Source organism: Geobacillus sp. TFV-3, assembly GCF_009901865.1.
In the GTDB taxonomy this organism is placed as follows: Bacteria; Bacillota; Bacilli; order Bacillales; family Anoxybacillaceae; genus Geobacillus; species Geobacillus thermoleovorans_A.
Genome location: NZ_MPSP01000001.1, coordinates 691,110 through 704,866 on the forward strand (window position 1 = coordinate 691,110; position 13,757 = coordinate 704,866).

The 13,757-nt window shown below is 55.5% G+C and carries 12 protein-coding genes and 1 other annotated feature (1 of these 13 only partly in view); of the genes, 9 read left to right on the forward strand and 3 right to left on the reverse strand.

Going from position 1 to position 13,757, the window contains the following annotated elements:
• Window positions 1-220: a binding site (T-box leader), on the forward strand; it begins 2 nt to the left of the window's first position.
• 74 nt (window positions 221-294) lie between these two features.
• The 6 genes from leuS (at window position 295) to BJQ97_RS03540 (ending at window position 7,134) form a co-directional block, all read left to right on the forward strand.
• A complete protein-coding gene (gene leuS / locus BJQ97_RS03520; RefSeq protein WP_160155524.1) occupies window positions 295-2,712 on the forward strand; it encodes a leucine--tRNA ligase in 2,418 nt (805 codons plus the stop codon).
• A 57-nt stretch (window positions 2,713-2,769) separates the two neighbouring features.
• Window positions 2,770-3,084, forward strand: a complete 315-nt coding sequence (locus BJQ97_RS03525) for a rhodanese-like domain-containing protein (RefSeq protein ID WP_160155525.1) — start codon at window positions 2,770-2,772, stop codon at window positions 3,082-3,084.
• Between the two features lie 344 nt (window positions 3,085-3,428).
• On the forward strand, window positions 3,429-4,703 hold the full coding sequence (locus BJQ97_RS03530) for a helix-turn-helix domain-containing protein (protein WP_160155526.1): 1,275 nt from the start codon (window positions 3,429-3,431) through the stop codon (window positions 4,701-4,703).
• A 16-nt stretch (window positions 4,704-4,719) separates the two neighbouring features.
• Window positions 4,720-4,848, forward strand: coding sequence for a hypothetical protein (locus tag BJQ97_RS17850; protein WP_268892779.1), 129 nt, complete (start codon window positions 4,720-4,722; stop codon window positions 4,846-4,848).
• A 541-nt stretch (window positions 4,849-5,389) separates the two neighbouring features.
• The gene (locus BJQ97_RS03535) at window positions 5,390-6,832 is read left to right on the forward strand and encodes a M4 family metallopeptidase (RefSeq protein ID WP_407066449.1); all 1,443 of its coding nucleotides are present in this window, start codon (window positions 5,390-5,392) and stop codon (window positions 6,830-6,832) included.
• Window positions 6,833-6,954: 122 nt separating this feature from the next.
• Window positions 6,955-7,134 (forward strand): sporulation protein Cse60, encoded by a 180-nt coding sequence (locus BJQ97_RS03540; RefSeq protein WP_008880941.1) that lies wholly within the window; start codon window positions 6,955-6,957, stop codon window positions 7,132-7,134.
• Between the two features lie 289 nt (window positions 7,135-7,423).
• Here the strand turns inward: BJQ97_RS03540 and BJQ97_RS03545 are convergent, their stop codons facing one another.
• Entirely contained in the window at window positions 7,424-8,734 is a 1,311-nt protein-coding gene (locus BJQ97_RS03545; RefSeq protein WP_160155528.1) for a BaiN/RdsA family NAD(P)/FAD-dependent oxidoreductase, read from the reverse strand.
• Window positions 8,735-8,846: 112 nt separating this feature from the next.
• Between BJQ97_RS03545 and BJQ97_RS03550 the strand changes: the two genes are divergently transcribed.
• Entirely contained in the window at window positions 8,847-10,472 is a 1,626-nt protein-coding gene (locus tag BJQ97_RS03550; RefSeq protein WP_160155529.1) for a putative polysaccharide biosynthesis protein, read from the forward strand.
• Window positions 10,473-10,689: 217 nt separating this feature from the next.
• Here the strand turns inward: BJQ97_RS03550 and BJQ97_RS03555 are convergent, their stop codons facing one another.
• A complete protein-coding gene (locus BJQ97_RS03555; protein ID WP_011232307.1) occupies window positions 10,690-10,902 on the reverse strand; it encodes a hypothetical protein in 213 nt (70 codons plus the stop codon).
• 104 nt (window positions 10,903-11,006) lie between these two features.
• Between BJQ97_RS03555 and BJQ97_RS03560 the strand changes: the two genes are divergently transcribed.
• Window positions 11,007-11,753, forward strand: coding sequence for a pseudouridine synthase (locus BJQ97_RS03560; protein WP_160155530.1), 747 nt, complete (start codon window positions 11,007-11,009; stop codon window positions 11,751-11,753).
• Between the two features lie 95 nt (window positions 11,754-11,848).
• Here BJQ97_RS03560 and BJQ97_RS03565 read toward each other — a convergent pair whose 3' ends face one another.
• Complete coding sequence (locus BJQ97_RS03565; RefSeq protein ID WP_008880936.1) at window positions 11,849-12,070, reverse strand: DeoR family transcriptional regulator; 222 nt, start codon at window positions 12,068-12,070, stop codon at window positions 11,849-11,851.
• 250 nt (window positions 12,071-12,320) lie between these two features.
• Between BJQ97_RS03565 and pepV the strand changes: the two genes are divergently transcribed.
• On the forward strand, window positions 12,321-13,733 hold the full coding sequence (gene pepV, locus BJQ97_RS03570; RefSeq protein WP_160155531.1) for a dipeptidase PepV: 1,413 nt from the start codon (window positions 12,321-12,323) through the stop codon (window positions 13,731-13,733).
• The last annotated feature ends 24 nt before the right edge of the window (window positions 13,734-13,757 follow it).

A 13,757-nucleotide genomic window follows, 5' to 3' on the forward strand; every position in this document is an offset into this window, starting at 1 on the left:
AAAAGCGATGAAGAGGAGCAGTAGCGGGCTTGACGGACAGCAGAGAGTTGACGGATGGTGCAAGTCAACCGAAGTCAACCCGTGAACTCGCCTCGGAGTTGCCGGCGCGAACGATCCCCGACAGCGCCGGCCGTCAGTCCGCGTTAAGGAAGAAAGCGGGTGCGCCGTTTGGCGCGCCAAAAAGGGTGGTACCGCGGGAAGCGCGCCTCTCGTCCCTTTGCGTGGGGATGGGGGGTTTTTTTGTACATATTTTCGTCCATGATGCAAGTAGAACTGGATAGGAGGAGTGCTGCGATGAGCTTCAACCACCGCGAAATTGAACAAAAATGGCAGGACTATTGGGAGAAAAACAAAACGTTCCGCACGCCCGATGATGACGACAAGCCGAAGTTTTACGTTCTCGACATGTTCCCGTATCCATCCGGCGCCGGATTGCACGTCGGCCATCCGGAAGGGTATACGGCGACCGACATTTTAGCGCGCATGAAGCGGATGCAAGGGTACAACGTCCTTCACCCGATGGGCTGGGACGCGTTCGGGCTGCCGGCCGAGCAATATGCGCTCGATACCGGCAACGACCCGGCGGAGTTTACGCAAAAAAACATCGACAATTTCCGCCGGCAAATCAAGTCGCTTGGCTTTTCATACGACTGGGACCGGGAGATCAATACGACCGACCCGAACTATTACAAATGGACGCAATGGATTTTCTTGAAGCTGTACGAAAAAGGGCTCGCCTACATGGATGAAGTGCCGGTCAACTGGTGCCCGGCGCTCGGCACGGTGCTGGCGAACGAAGAGGTGATCAACGGCCGGAGCGAGCGCGGCGGGCATCCGGTCATCCGCAAGCCGATGCGACAATGGATGCTGAAAATCACCGCCTACGCCGACCGCCTGCTTGAAGATTTGGAAGAGCTCGACTGGCCGGAAAGCATTAAGGAGATGCAACGCAACTGGATCGGCCGTTCGGAAGGAGCGGAAATTGAGTTTGCCGTCGACGGCCATGACGAAACGTTCACCGTGTTCACGACGCGTCCGGATACGCTCTTTGGCGCGACGTACACCGTCTTGGCGCCGGAGCATCCGCTTGTTGAGAAGATCACGACGCCGGAGCAAAAGCCAGCCGTTGACGCCTACTTAAAGGAAATTCAAAGCAAAAGCGACCTTGAGCGCACCGATTTGGCGAAAGAAAAAACGGGCGTGTTCACCGGCGCCTACGCCATCCATCCGGTCACAGGCGACAAGCTGCCGATTTGGATCGCCGACTACGTCTTGATGAGCTACGGCACCGGAGCGATCATGGCCGTGCCGGCGCACGATGAGCGCGACTACGAGTTTGCGAAAAAATTCCACTTGCCGATCAAAGAAGTCGTCGCCGGCGGCGACATCGAAAAAGAAGCGTACATCGGCGACGGTGAGCATATCAACTCCGCGTTTTTGAACGGCTTGAACAAGCAGGAAGCGATCGAAAAAATGATCGCCTGGCTTGAGGAAAACGGCAAAGGGCGGAAAAAAGTGTCGTACCGGCTGCGCGACTGGCTGTTCAGCCGCCAGCGCTACTGGGGCGAGCCGATTCCGATCATCCATTGGGAAGACGGCACGATGACGCCGGTGCCGGAAGAGGAATTGCCGCTTGTGTTGCCGAAAACGGATGAAATCCGTCCGTCGGGAACGGGCGAGTCGCCGCTCGCCAACATCGAAGAATGGGTCAACGTCGTCGACCCGAAAACCGGGAAAAAAGGGCGGCGCGAAACGAACACGATGCCGCAATGGGCCGGAAGCTGCTGGTATTATTTGCGCTACATCGACCCGCACAACGACAAGCAGCTTGCCGATCCGGAAAAGCTGAAAAAATGGCTGCCGGTCGATGTCTACATCGGCGGAGCGGAGCACGCGGTCTTGCATTTGCTTTACGCCCGCTTTTGGCATAAGTTTCTCTACGACCTTGGCATCGTGCCGACGAAAGAACCGTTCCAAAAGCTGTTCAACCAAGGGATGATTTTAGGCGAAAACAACGAAAAAATGAGCAAATCAAAAGGCAACGTCGTCAACCCGGACGACATCATCGAAAGCCATGGGGCCGACACCTTGCGGCTGTATGAAATGTTCATGGGGCCGCTTGAGGCGTCGATCGCTTGGTCGACGAAAGGGCTTGACGGGGCGCGCCGCTTCCTCGACCGCGTCTGGAGACTCTTTGTCACCGAGAATGGCGAACTGAACCCGAACATCGTCGACGAACCGGAGAACGATACGCTCGAGCGCGTCTATCACCAAACGGTGAAAAAAGTGACGGAAGACTATGAAGCGCTCCGCTTTAACACCGCCATTTCGCAGCTGATGGTGTTCATCAACGAAGCGTACAAAGCGGAGCAAATGAAAAAAGAATACATGGAAGGCTTCGTCAAGCTCTTGTCGCCGGTCTGCCCGCACATCGGCGAAGAATTGTGGCAAAAACTTGGCCACACGGACACGATCGCCTGTGAATCGTGGCCGACGTATGATGAAACGAAGCTTGTGGAAGACGTCGTGGAAATCGTCGTGCAAATCAATGGCAAAGTGCGGTCGCGTTTGCACGTGCCGGCTGACTTGCCAAAAGAAGCGCTCGAGGAGCGGGCGCTCGCCGATGAAAAAATCAAAGAGCAGCTTGAGGGCAAAACGGTGCGCAAAGTGATCGCCGTCCCCGGCAAGCTCGTCAATATCGTGGCCAACTGATGATGAGGGCGGGCTTCGGCCCGCCCCCTATCCACCAACGAAAGGGGTTGATCTGCCATGGAAGAGATCAAGGAAATCACGCCGGCTGAAGTGAAAGAAAAACTCGAGCGCGGCGAAAAGCTGAACATTGTCGATGTGCGCGAAGACGAGGAAGTCGCCCTCGGCATGATCCCTGGCGCCAAACATATGAAAATGGGCGACATCCCCGATCGGCTTGCGGAATTCGACCGCAATGAAGAATACATTTTCGTCTGCCGCTCCGGGCGGCGAAGCGAAAACGTCTGCCGCTACTTGCAGGAGCTCGGCTACCTCGTCCGCAATATGACAGGCGGCATGCTCGAGTGGGAAGGGGAAACAGTGCCGAAACGATAAGTGCTTCCGGCTGGAAGGACAGGGCATGGCGGCGGGCCGTCATCCAAGTGATCCCGTTCCGTCGAGATCAAAACGACGGAACGTGTCAGCGAATGGGAAATGGATCCATCCGAACGGCCCCGCGCCGTCAAGAGTCAGAGGAGAGGCTGGCTGCCGCCGGCCTTTCCATGCGTCGGCGGCTTGCGCTTCCCCGGTCCGCTTGCGGGGCAGGAGCGAAAAAGCGTCCCAGCTTTTTGGGGCGCTTTTTCCATTTTGTTTTAGTACCAAAGTGTGATGCAATAAAAAAAAGGAGAGGATATAATTTTCGGTAAAATCAGACATTTGTTCGAAGGAGGAGCTCTCTGTTGAAACTCGGCGACCGCTTGAAATTCGCCCGCTTGATGAAAGGCATGACCCAAGAAGAAACGGCTGAAGGCATTATTTCGGTTTCGTATTTATCGAAAATTGAGAACAATCAAGTCATCCCGAGTCAAGAGGTGCTCGAATGGCTGTTTCGGCGGCTGGACATCCGGCCCGGCGGAAACGAAACAACGCCTTCATGGTTCGAATGGGTGATGTCGTGGTACAAGGCGATGACGAACCGTGATGCGCCTGCCGCGCGGGAATTGTATGAAACGGTCAAAGAACGATGCGGGCAGTCTGGGGATGCCGAAGCCATGATTTATTTTCAGCTGATGCGAATCCGGTATTTGCTGCTTCTTGGTGACAAAAAGGGGGCGGAAACGGCGGCGCAAAGTGTGCGGGACTGGTATGGGTCGTTGAGTGATGACATGCGCTATTATTATTGGAAATTTTTTGGTCTTTTGTATTATTGCCAAGAAAAGTACGACGACGCCTTGCATTGTTATCAAAAGGCAGAACAGCTGCTGAAGGGAGAATGGAAAACGAGCCGGGAGGAGGCCGATTTGGCTTACTTGTCGGCGCTTGCTTCCAGCCGTCTGTGGAAATGGTTTCAATGCCTTCAATACGCCGAGAGGGCGCTGGCTCTGAGCCAGGCGGAATACGACTTGCGGCGGAGCGCCGAATGCCATGTGCTGTTGGCGATTTGCCATCGGCGCTGCGGGGAGATCGACAAAGCGGTCGAACATTGCCTGTCGGCGCAAAAAGCGGCGGGTATGGCGAATGATCGGCGCCTTCTTGGCATTGTCGAGCACAATCTCGGCCACCTGAAGGGGATGAAACGCCAATACCGCGAGGCGGTGCAACATTACGAAAACAGCTTGATCTATAAAGCGGACGCCCCGCTGGATGCCCGGCTCATCACGCTTTTGTCGCTCGTGCGCATGCATTGTGAGGCCAAGCATTATCGCAAAGCGTGGATGATCGTCGAAGAAGGGTGGAAACAGCTCGAACAAGCCCCTAACGGAGCGGTGGAGCATTATGAGTATTATTTGCATTTTTCCATTTACCGGCTGCTTTTGAGCGAAGAAGATGAACCGTTAGAGCGGCTGCTCAAACAGGAGGCGATTCCATACTTCCAGAAAAAGAAGGAGTATGACGACGCTTCTTTGTATGCCGAATATTTGGCGGATTGTTATATGCGGAGGCGCCAGCACAAGCTGGCGGCCCAATATTACCAGTTAAGCTGCGCTCTCTTGCGGAAGAAAACCGGCGTTTGAAAGGAGGTGAAGCTAGGTGAAAAAGCGGGTCATTGTGATCGTCGCTCTCGCCGTCCTTGGTCTCGCTTCGGCCTTTGGCCAAGGCATCGGGGTGCAAGAAGCGGCTAAAGACGAACATCCGCCGCCGACGGTGATTTCTCGATAAAAGGAGCGCCGGATTGGCGCTTTGCCTGTCTGTGCTGGATGAGGCGGTCTTATGGCTCTTTTGCTCTTCTCTTCAAACCGATCCCGTCCCCTGCTTTCGTGATGATCGGCGAAAGCGGGGGGCGGTTTTTTATTTCGGCTGCTTGGATGGCAGAAAGCTGCTGTCTATCGATGGATGTTTTGTCGCAGGTGGAAAGCCGCAAAGAGAGAAAAAAGGAAAAACGATTGTTTGATCAGGCCGTATTACGCCCGATCATTTTCCCAATACCGAATCAAAATATATTGTAATAAAATTTTTATTAGAATAAATAATTTGAAAATATAAGAAAGGGGTAAAGGGAATGAACAAACGGGCGATGCTTGGAACGATTGCGTTGGCGCTTGGATTAATGGCCGCACCGGTGGGCGCATCAGCCAAAGAACGAGCGATGGTATGGGATCAACAATGGAAAACGCCGTCGTTTATTTCCGGATCGCTGTTCAAAGGGGAGGGAATCGACCCGGAAGAATTGGTTTACCGCTATATGGATCAAGAGAAGGATATGTTCCGACTTGGTGGACAAGCCCGCGAACGGCTGGGTTTGGTTGGAAAACAAGTGGATGAACTCGGCCATACGGTCATGCGTTTTGAACAGCGCTATCACGGCATCCCCGTGTATGGCGCCGTGCTCGTTGCCCATGTCAATGATGGCGAATTGTCCTCTTTGTCGGGTGCGCTCATTCCGGATTTGGACAAACGAACGTTGAAAACAGAAGCTGCCATTTCCCTTCAACAAGCGGAAATGATTGCGAAACAAGATGTGGCTGATGCGGTGACGAAAGAATGGCCCGCGGCCGAAGAGGGAAAACGAACGCGGCTTGTCATCTATCCGGATGGGGAGACCCCGCGCCTTGCTTATGAGGTCAATGTCCGCTTTTTAGCGCCTGTTCCGGGCAATTGGATGTATATCATCGATGCGGGAAGCGGCGCTGTGTTGAATAAATGGAATCAAATGGATGCGGCCAAGCCGGGAACCGGTCCGACGGTCGCCGGCACATCGACTGTCGGCGTCGGCCGCGGTGTGTTGGGCGATCAAAAATATATTAATACCACCTACTCTTCGTATTACGGCTATTACTATTTGCAGGACAACACGCGCGGCAGCGGCATTTTTACGTACGATGGCCGCAACCGCACGACGCTGCCCGGCAGCCTGTGGGCCGACATTGACAACCAATTTTTCGCCAGCTATGACGCGGCGGCCGTGGACGCCCATTATTACGCCGGCGTCGTGTATGACTACTACAAAAATGTGCACGGCCGGCTGAGTTATGACGGCAGCAACGCCGCCATCCGTTCGACCGTCCATTACGGACGCGGCTACAACAACGCGTTTTGGAACGGTTCGCAAATGGTGTACGGCGATGGAGACGGCCAGACGTTTTTGCCGTTTTCCGGAGGCATTGATGTCGTCGCTCATGAGTTGACCCACGCCGTGACCGATTATACCGCCGGGCTTGTTTACCAAAATGAATCCGGCGCCATCAATGAAGCGATGTCCGACATTTTCGGCACGCTCGTGGAGTTTTACGCCAACCGCAGCCCGGACTGGGAGATCGGCGAAGACATTTACACGCCTGGGATCGCCGGCGATGCGCTCCGCTCGATGTCCGATCCGGCGAAATACGGCGATCCGGATCATTACTCGAAACGCTACACCGGCACACAAGATAACGGCGGCGTCCATACAAACAGCGGCATCATCAATAAAGCGGCGTATTTGCTCAGCCAAGGCGGCGTCCATTACGGAGTAAGCGTCACCGGCATCGGCCGCGACAAAATGGGGAAAATTTTTTATCGCGCACTCGTCTACTATTTGACGCCGACCTCCAACTTCAGCCAGCTGCGCGCCGCCTGCGTGCAAGCGGCTGCTGACTTGTACGGGTCGGCGAGCCAAGAAGTGAATTCGGTGAAACAGGCGTTCAATGCCGTAGGAGTTTATTAAGACGAACGGTTCATCCCTTCCGTTCTTTCCAACACGCGCCCTGTTGTTTGGGGCGCGCGTTGCTTTTTGCAGAGCAGGATTTTCCCTAAACGTGTGGAAAAAAAGAAAACGGGGGGATGGCGATGTACAAAGTGAAAGTGTTTGATAAAGAGCATGAAAAAGATTTGGAGGCGGCGGTCAACGACTTTTTAGCCCGCCTGAAAGACGGACAATTGATCGATGTCAAGTACAGCGTCGCGGCGATGGAATCGGAAGGCGAGCAAATTTACTGTTTTTCCGCCATGGTCATTTACCGGACTTGACACTCTACACGGCTCGAGACCGTTGGATTCTTTGGGCGGTTTTCGTGCTGATCCCCCAAAAGGGGCGACGCTTTTTTCGTTGCGGCATTTCAATGTCAGGCGGCGAAATTTTGCGATGGGGCTGACCCAAAGGCGTCATTCCTCTCAAACGAAATACAACATTTTGCGCATGATTCATTGTTTCGTGGCGATTATGGTGATGAGCAAGGGTGTCCCGATCCTTTTGGGACACCCCTTGTCGGAATGTCAGCGGACGCCCCGGAGCATCCGAGGGGCATGGGGACGGCTGTCAATTTGTTGCTGTCTGCCCAGCGGGGCCGCTGATCCTGCTTTTTTCCGCCAATGCATAGCGGGCGGCGTTCACGCCGGCGAGCCGCCCGGTGACAAGGGCGGCGGTGATGTTGTAGCCGCCCGTGTAGCCGTGAATGTCCAAAATTTCCCCGCAAAAGTAAAGGCCGGCCATGCATTTGGAGGCCATTGTTTTCGGCTCAATTTCTTTGACCGACACGCCGCCGCCGGTGACGAATGCTTTCTCAAGCGGCAGCGTGCCATGGACGGAAAAGGTAAACTGTTTGCACTGCCGGACAAACGCCCGGATCGCCTCATGGCCGACTGTGCCGGCAGAGGCGTGCGGGTCGATGCCGGCCCGCTCGAGCAAAAAGACCGCGTACCGCTCGGGAAGCACCGTTTTGGCGATCGTTTTCATCGCCTTTTTCGGCTCCTCTTGGCACAGATTGGCGAAATGTTGAAACAGCTCTTCCTGCGTCATGTCTGGAAGCGCGTCAATGCTCATTTTGACCGCGCCGTCCGCCGCTTTTTTCAACGCCTTAACGACAAACTGGCTGCAGCGGAGAGCAGCTGGGCCGGAAATGCCGAAATGCGTAAACAGCATATCCATTCGGTGGGTGATGATCGGTTTGCCATTCGGCTTTAAGACGCTTAACGCGGCGCTGCGCAGCGACAAGCCTTGCAGCGTCCGCTCTTTGATGAACGGCTCATGCGAGACAATCGGCACTTCGGTTGGAAACAATTCGGTCACCGTGTGACCCGCTTTTTCCGCCCACGGATAGCCGTCGCCCGTTGAGCCGGTTTGCGGCACCGATTTGCCGCCGACGGCGACGACAACCGCACGGGCGTGGATCGTCTCCCCGCTTTTCAGCGTGACACCGACTGTTTTTCCTTGTTCATACAACACGTCCGCCACCGGCGATTCAAGCCGAACATTGACGCCGAGGCGGCCGAGCTCGCGAACAAGTGCGTCGACGACCGACTGGGCGCTGTCGCTTTTGGGAAACATGCGGCCGTGGTCTTCCTCCTTGAGCGGCACACCGAGCCGCTCAAAAAAGCGAATGATGTCTTCATTGCTAAATACGGAAAAGGCGCTGTATAAAAAGCGGCCGTTGCCGGGAATATGGCGGACAATTTCATCCACCGGCAGCCGATTCGTCACGTTGCAGCGTCCGCCGCCGGAGATGGCGAGTTTGCGCCCGAGCTTCGTTCCTTTTTCCAACAAGAGCACCTTCGCCCCTTCTTCGCCAGCGCCGATGGCCGCCATGAGCCCGGACGGACCGCCGCCGATGATGATGACGTCGTATCCCATGTTCATTCCACCCTTTCTTTCTGCGCGTGGACGATATTTTTCGTTCCATTGACAACTATGGTAAAATAGATACGCTGTCATTTTCAACGTCCATGGCTAGGGAAGGGGTCATATGTCAACATCGAAACTGCTGCGCGGCACGTTTATTTTAACGGCTGGCGTGATGATTTCCCGTCTTCTTGGCTTGTTTTACGTCATCCCGTTTTACCATCTTGTCGGCGAGCGCGGCGGGGCGCTGTACGGATACGGCTATGTGCCGTACCAAATTTTTTTGAGCTTGGCGACCGGCGGGCTGCCGGTGGCGGTGTCAAAGTTTGTGTCGAAATACAACGCGCTTGGGGAATACGGCGTCGGCTATCGGCTCTTTCGCTCCGGCCTTGTCTTGATGATCGCAAGCGGCATCGCCTCATGGCTCATTTTGTATGCCTTGGCCCCCGTCTTGGCACCGCACGTCATCGATGCGAAAACGAACGTCAACTCGGTCGACGACGTCACGGTCGTCATCCGCGCGGTCAGCTTTGCGCTCCTCATCGTGCCGGTGATGAGCTTGATCCGCGGGTTTTTCCAAGGACATGAGTCGATGGGCCCGACGGCGCTGTCGCAAGTCGTCGAACAAATCGCGCGCATCGCTTTTTTGCTTGGGGCGTGCTACGTTATTTTGCGCCTGATGGACGGCTCGATCGTCTCCGCTGTGAGTGCGGCGACGTTTGCCGCGTTTGTCGGGGCGGCGGCGGGGCTTTTCGTGTTGCTTGTCTATTGGTGGAAGCGGCGTCCGTATTTGCAGTCTCTGCTTGCGCGCGACCGCGGCGAAGCGGATGTGTCGCTTTGGGCGATGTATAAAGAGCTGCTTCTTTCTTCGATTCCGTTTGTTTTTGTCGGCTTGTCGATGTCGCTTTATCAGCTTGTCGATCAGTTTACGTTCAATCATGCGATGGCGGCCGCGGGCCGCGGGCACATCTCGGAGCACGCGTATTCCGTGTTCAACATGTGGGCGCAAAAGCTCGTCATCATACCAGTGACGCTCGCGACCTCGTTCAGCTTGGCGCTCATCCCGACGATTACGAAAGCGTATGTCGCGCAAGACCGGAAAGCGCTGCGGCAATATTTGAACCAGACGTTTCAAGTGCTCATGTTTTTAACGCTCCCGGCGGTGATTGGCATGGCGGTGCTGGCAGGGCCGGTGTACAGCTCGTTTTACAGCTATGATCCGCTTGGTGAACAAGTGTTGCGATGGTATGCGCCGGCGGCGATTTTGTATGCGTTGTTTTCTGTGACGGCGGCGATCATGCAAGGTATCAACGAGCAGCGGTTTACGGTCGTCAGTTTGACAGCCGGCTTGCTTGTGAAGCTTTTGCTCAACACGCCGCTCATTATGAAATGGTCGGCCGTCGGGGCCATTGTTGCCACGATGGCGGGCTATTTCGTCTCGGTGGCGTTCAACTTATGGGTCATTCAGCGCCGCACGCGCTACCGCTATCGGTTTGTCGCCCGCCGGACGGCGTTTATGGCCATCTTGACGGCGGCGATGTCAGCGGCGGTTATGGGGGTCGAGGCTCTGACGGCCCGATGGATCGATTACCGCGCCGGCACCGCTGAATCGGTGGGCGCTGTTTCCATCGGCGCCGCGGTCGGGGCAGCCGTTTACTTGTTTCTCAGCATCCGCTCCGGGTTGTTTTCGGCGCTGTTTGGCGACCGGTTTGCGTTTTGGCGCCGGAAAGAGAACAAGGCGGTATCGTAGACGAGGATAGCATGGGGGGGATCGGCTGTTGACCGGATGGCCGTTTCCTAGAAGCGGCTCGTTTAGGCCGGAACCCGGCGGGCGGCGCTTCTTGCGAACGTCGCGGTGCCTGAGCGAAAGGGTTCGACGATGGCGGTGTTTCGCCATCCCTCATGCCGTTTGGCTTGCGGCAAAAAAAGAAGAAGGCGGTCGTACCCGCCTTCTTTCTCCATTTCGCTTACGATAGGCCGAGCCGGCGTTCGATGCGGTCGAGGCGGCTTTCCACCCGGTCGAGCCGGCGGTCGAGCCGTTCGACGGCCCGCTCAAGCCGTTCGATGCGCCGCGCCCAGTTGGCGAATGGCCCGCCTGGGTATCCGGGCCAAAACTGGCTGGCTGGCGGCTGTTGACGGTAATCATCCAATGTTGGGACATAATAGTAATATTCATTCATCGGCAAATCCTCCTTCTTGATGTTTCCTTCACAGTGTATGGGGGGAAGGTGGAAGCGGACTAGATGAACGCCTAATGAAGGCCATATTTTTAGGAGGGAGATTGGTGGAGCTGCGCATTGACAAGTTGCTCGCCCATATGGGATATGGGACGAGGAAGGAAGTGAAAAAGCTGCTCAAGTCCGGAGCGGTGAAAGTGGACGGCGCGCCGGTCCGTGATGCGAAAACGAAAGTGCGGCCGGATGAGCAAATCGTGACCGTTTGGGGGGAAACGGTCGAGTACAAGCCGTTCATTTACTTGATGATGAATAAACCGCCAGGAGTGGTTTCGGCGACGGAAGATGCCGTGGAAGAGACGGTCGTCGATTTGCTTGAAGAAGAAGACCGGGCACTTTCCCCGTTTCCGGTCGGGCGGCTTGACAAAGATACGGAAGGGCTGCTGCTCTTGACGAATGACGGCCAGCTCGCCCACCAGCTGTTGTCGCCGAAAAAACACGTGCCGAAAACGTATTTTGCCGTCGTGGACGGGGAAGTGACGGAAGCGGATGTCGCGGCGTTTCAGCGCGGCGTCGTCCTTGATGACGGCTATGAAACAAAGCCGGCCAAGCTCGTTGTGTTGAAATCGGGCCTTCGTTCCGATGTTGAGGTGACGATCACCGAAGGGAAGTTCCATCAAGTGAAGCGGATGTTTCAAACGATCGGCAAGCGAGTCGTCTATTTAAAACGAATTCAAATGGGGCCGCTCGCCCTTGACCCGGATTTGGCCGTCGGCGAGTATCGGGAATTGACGGATGAAGAGGTGGACATGTTGAAGCAATACCGGTCGGAGACGGACGAAAAAAAAGGAACCTGACGAGGTTCCTTTTTTATGGAAAAGTAGTGGATATTCATCTGTGGAAAAATGGTTTGCGTTCATCTCTCATCTTGCCTACCCTATTGGCACCGGGTTTACGAAGAGATACGCACTTTTTTGTTTGTGGTCGTCCATTTGCCCTTGCTTGGGCTGCGAACGAGATCGTTGTACATAAGCACGTTTAAGTCGCGCTGGATCGTTCGTGGGGTGGTGCCGAACTCATCAACAAGTTCTTGGGTCGTAACCGTTCCTTTTTCACTAATGTACATGTACACGGATTTGATGCGGGTAAGCATCCGATGTGTTGAAGGTTTCAAAAGACCACTCCCTATCTTAGCATCATTCGCATGGCACAACCGACCGCTAGCAGATGAGAGATGTCTTTGTCTGTTTACTACCATTGTACACGAAATGGAAGGGAAAATGCTACCCGGTTGCTTTTATTCACGAAAAATTTCAACATTTTGTCATGAAACGGAAATGGATTTGCAACGAATGAAACATTTTGACTTCCTGTTTTTGATATGATACGTTGGCAACAAAGAGTGTTGAATAAGGAAAGGAAGAATGGCGTTGAACATCGACTGGATGAAAGAAGCAAAGAAGCGGAAAGACGATTTGATCCGCGACGTGCAAGCGCTTGTCCGCATTCCGAGCGTCCGCGATGATGAGCAGGCGCAGCCGGGGGCGCCGTTTGGGCCCAAGGTGGCTCAGGCGCTTGAGCATATGCTTCACCGCGGCCGGGAGGAAGGGTTTCGCGTCAAAAATGTGGACGGGTTTGCTGGGCATATCGAAATGGGGCATGGGGAGAAACTTGTCGGTGTGCTCGGCCATATCGACGTCGTGCCGCCCGGGGACGGCTGGACGATGGATCCGTTTGCCGCTGATGTGCGCAATGGCCGCATTTACGGGCGCGGTGCGATCGATGACAAAGGGCCGACGATGGCCGCGTTTTACGCGATGAAAATCATCCGTGACCTCGGGCTGCCGATCGGCAAGCGGGTGCGGCTCATCATCGGGGGCGATGAGGAGAGCGATTGGCGGTGTGTAGAGCACTATTTTCGCCATGAAGAAATGCCGGATGTCGGATTTGCGCCGGATGCTGATTTCCCGATCATTCATGCGGAAAAAGGAATCATTGACGCCGATTTGTCGTACCGTCCGCCTGAATCGGCCGAGGCGGAAGGGTCCGTGCTTGCCTCATTCCAAGCCGGGCGCCGCTACAATATGGTGCCGGATGCGGCCGAAGCGGTGGTGGAAGGAGCGGAACCGACGGAGGAGCTGCTTGTCCTCTATGAACAGTTTTGCCGCGAGCGCGGCGTAAAGGGGGGCATCAGGCAAAGCGAAGGGGCTGTCGTCTTTCAATTGGAAGGGGTGTCCGCTCATGGCGCCGAGCCGGAGCGCGGCAAAAACGCCGGCGTCTATTTGGCGCAGTTTTTGGCGTCGCTTCCGCTCGATGGCCAAAGCCGGCCGTTCGTACAATTTCTCGCTTCTTCGTTTTCTGACACCCGCGGTCAGGAGCTCGGCCTTGCGTATCGCGACGAACAAAGCGGCGACTTGACCGTCAACGTGGGGGTGCTGTCGTATAACCGGCGGCATGGCGGAACGATTGGGCTGAACATCCGCTATCCGGTGACGGCCGACGGCGACGCGATCCACCGGACGCTCGCTGGCGCCGCGGCTGAACATGGATTCGCGCTCAGCCGGTTCAGCGATACGAAGCCTCATTATATCGACCCGAACCACGAGCTTGTCCGCACGCTTCAGCGCGTCTACGAAGAGCAGACAGGCGAGCCGGCCCGGCTGTTGGCCATCGGCGGCGGCACGTACGCCCGCGCCTTGACCGCCGGGGTGGCGTTTGGCGCGCTGTTCCCCGGCCGCCCGGATGTCGCCCACCAGAAAGATGAGTATATCGAAATTGACGATTTGGTGAAAGCAACGGCCATTTACGCGCAGGCGATTTACGAGCTGGCGAAATAGGCCGCCCGCCGCCTAAAGGAAAAA

Excerpts from the sequence above, each read along its gene's own strand:
- leuS (WP_160155524.1), top strand. The coding sequence starts at position 295 with ATGAGCTTCAACCACCGCGAAATTGAACAAAAATGGCAGGACTATTGG.
- BJQ97_RS03525 (WP_160155525.1), top strand. The coding sequence starts at position 2,770 with ATGGAAGAGATCAAGGAAATCACGCCGGCTGAAGTGAAAGAAAAACTC.
- BJQ97_RS03535 (WP_407066449.1), top strand. The coding sequence starts at position 5,390 with ATGTTCCGACTTGGTGGACAAGCCCGCGAACGGCTGGGTTTGGTTGGA.
- BJQ97_RS03540 (WP_008880941.1), top strand. The coding sequence starts at position 6,955 with ATGTACAAAGTGAAAGTGTTTGATAAAGAGCATGAAAAAGATTTGGAG.
- BJQ97_RS03545 (WP_160155528.1), bottom strand. The coding sequence starts at position 8,734 with ATGGGATACGACGTCATCATCATCGGCGGCGGTCCGTCCGGGCTCATG.
- BJQ97_RS03550 (WP_160155529.1), top strand. The coding sequence starts at position 8,847 with ATGTCAACATCGAAACTGCTGCGCGGCACGTTTATTTTAACGGCTGGC.
- BJQ97_RS03555 (WP_011232307.1), bottom strand. The coding sequence starts at position 10,902 with ATGAATGAATATTACTATTATGTCCCAACATTGGATGATTACCGTCAA.
- pepV (WP_160155531.1), top strand. The coding sequence starts at position 12,321 with ATGGCGTTGAACATCGACTGGATGAAAGAAGCAAAGAAGCGGAAAGAC.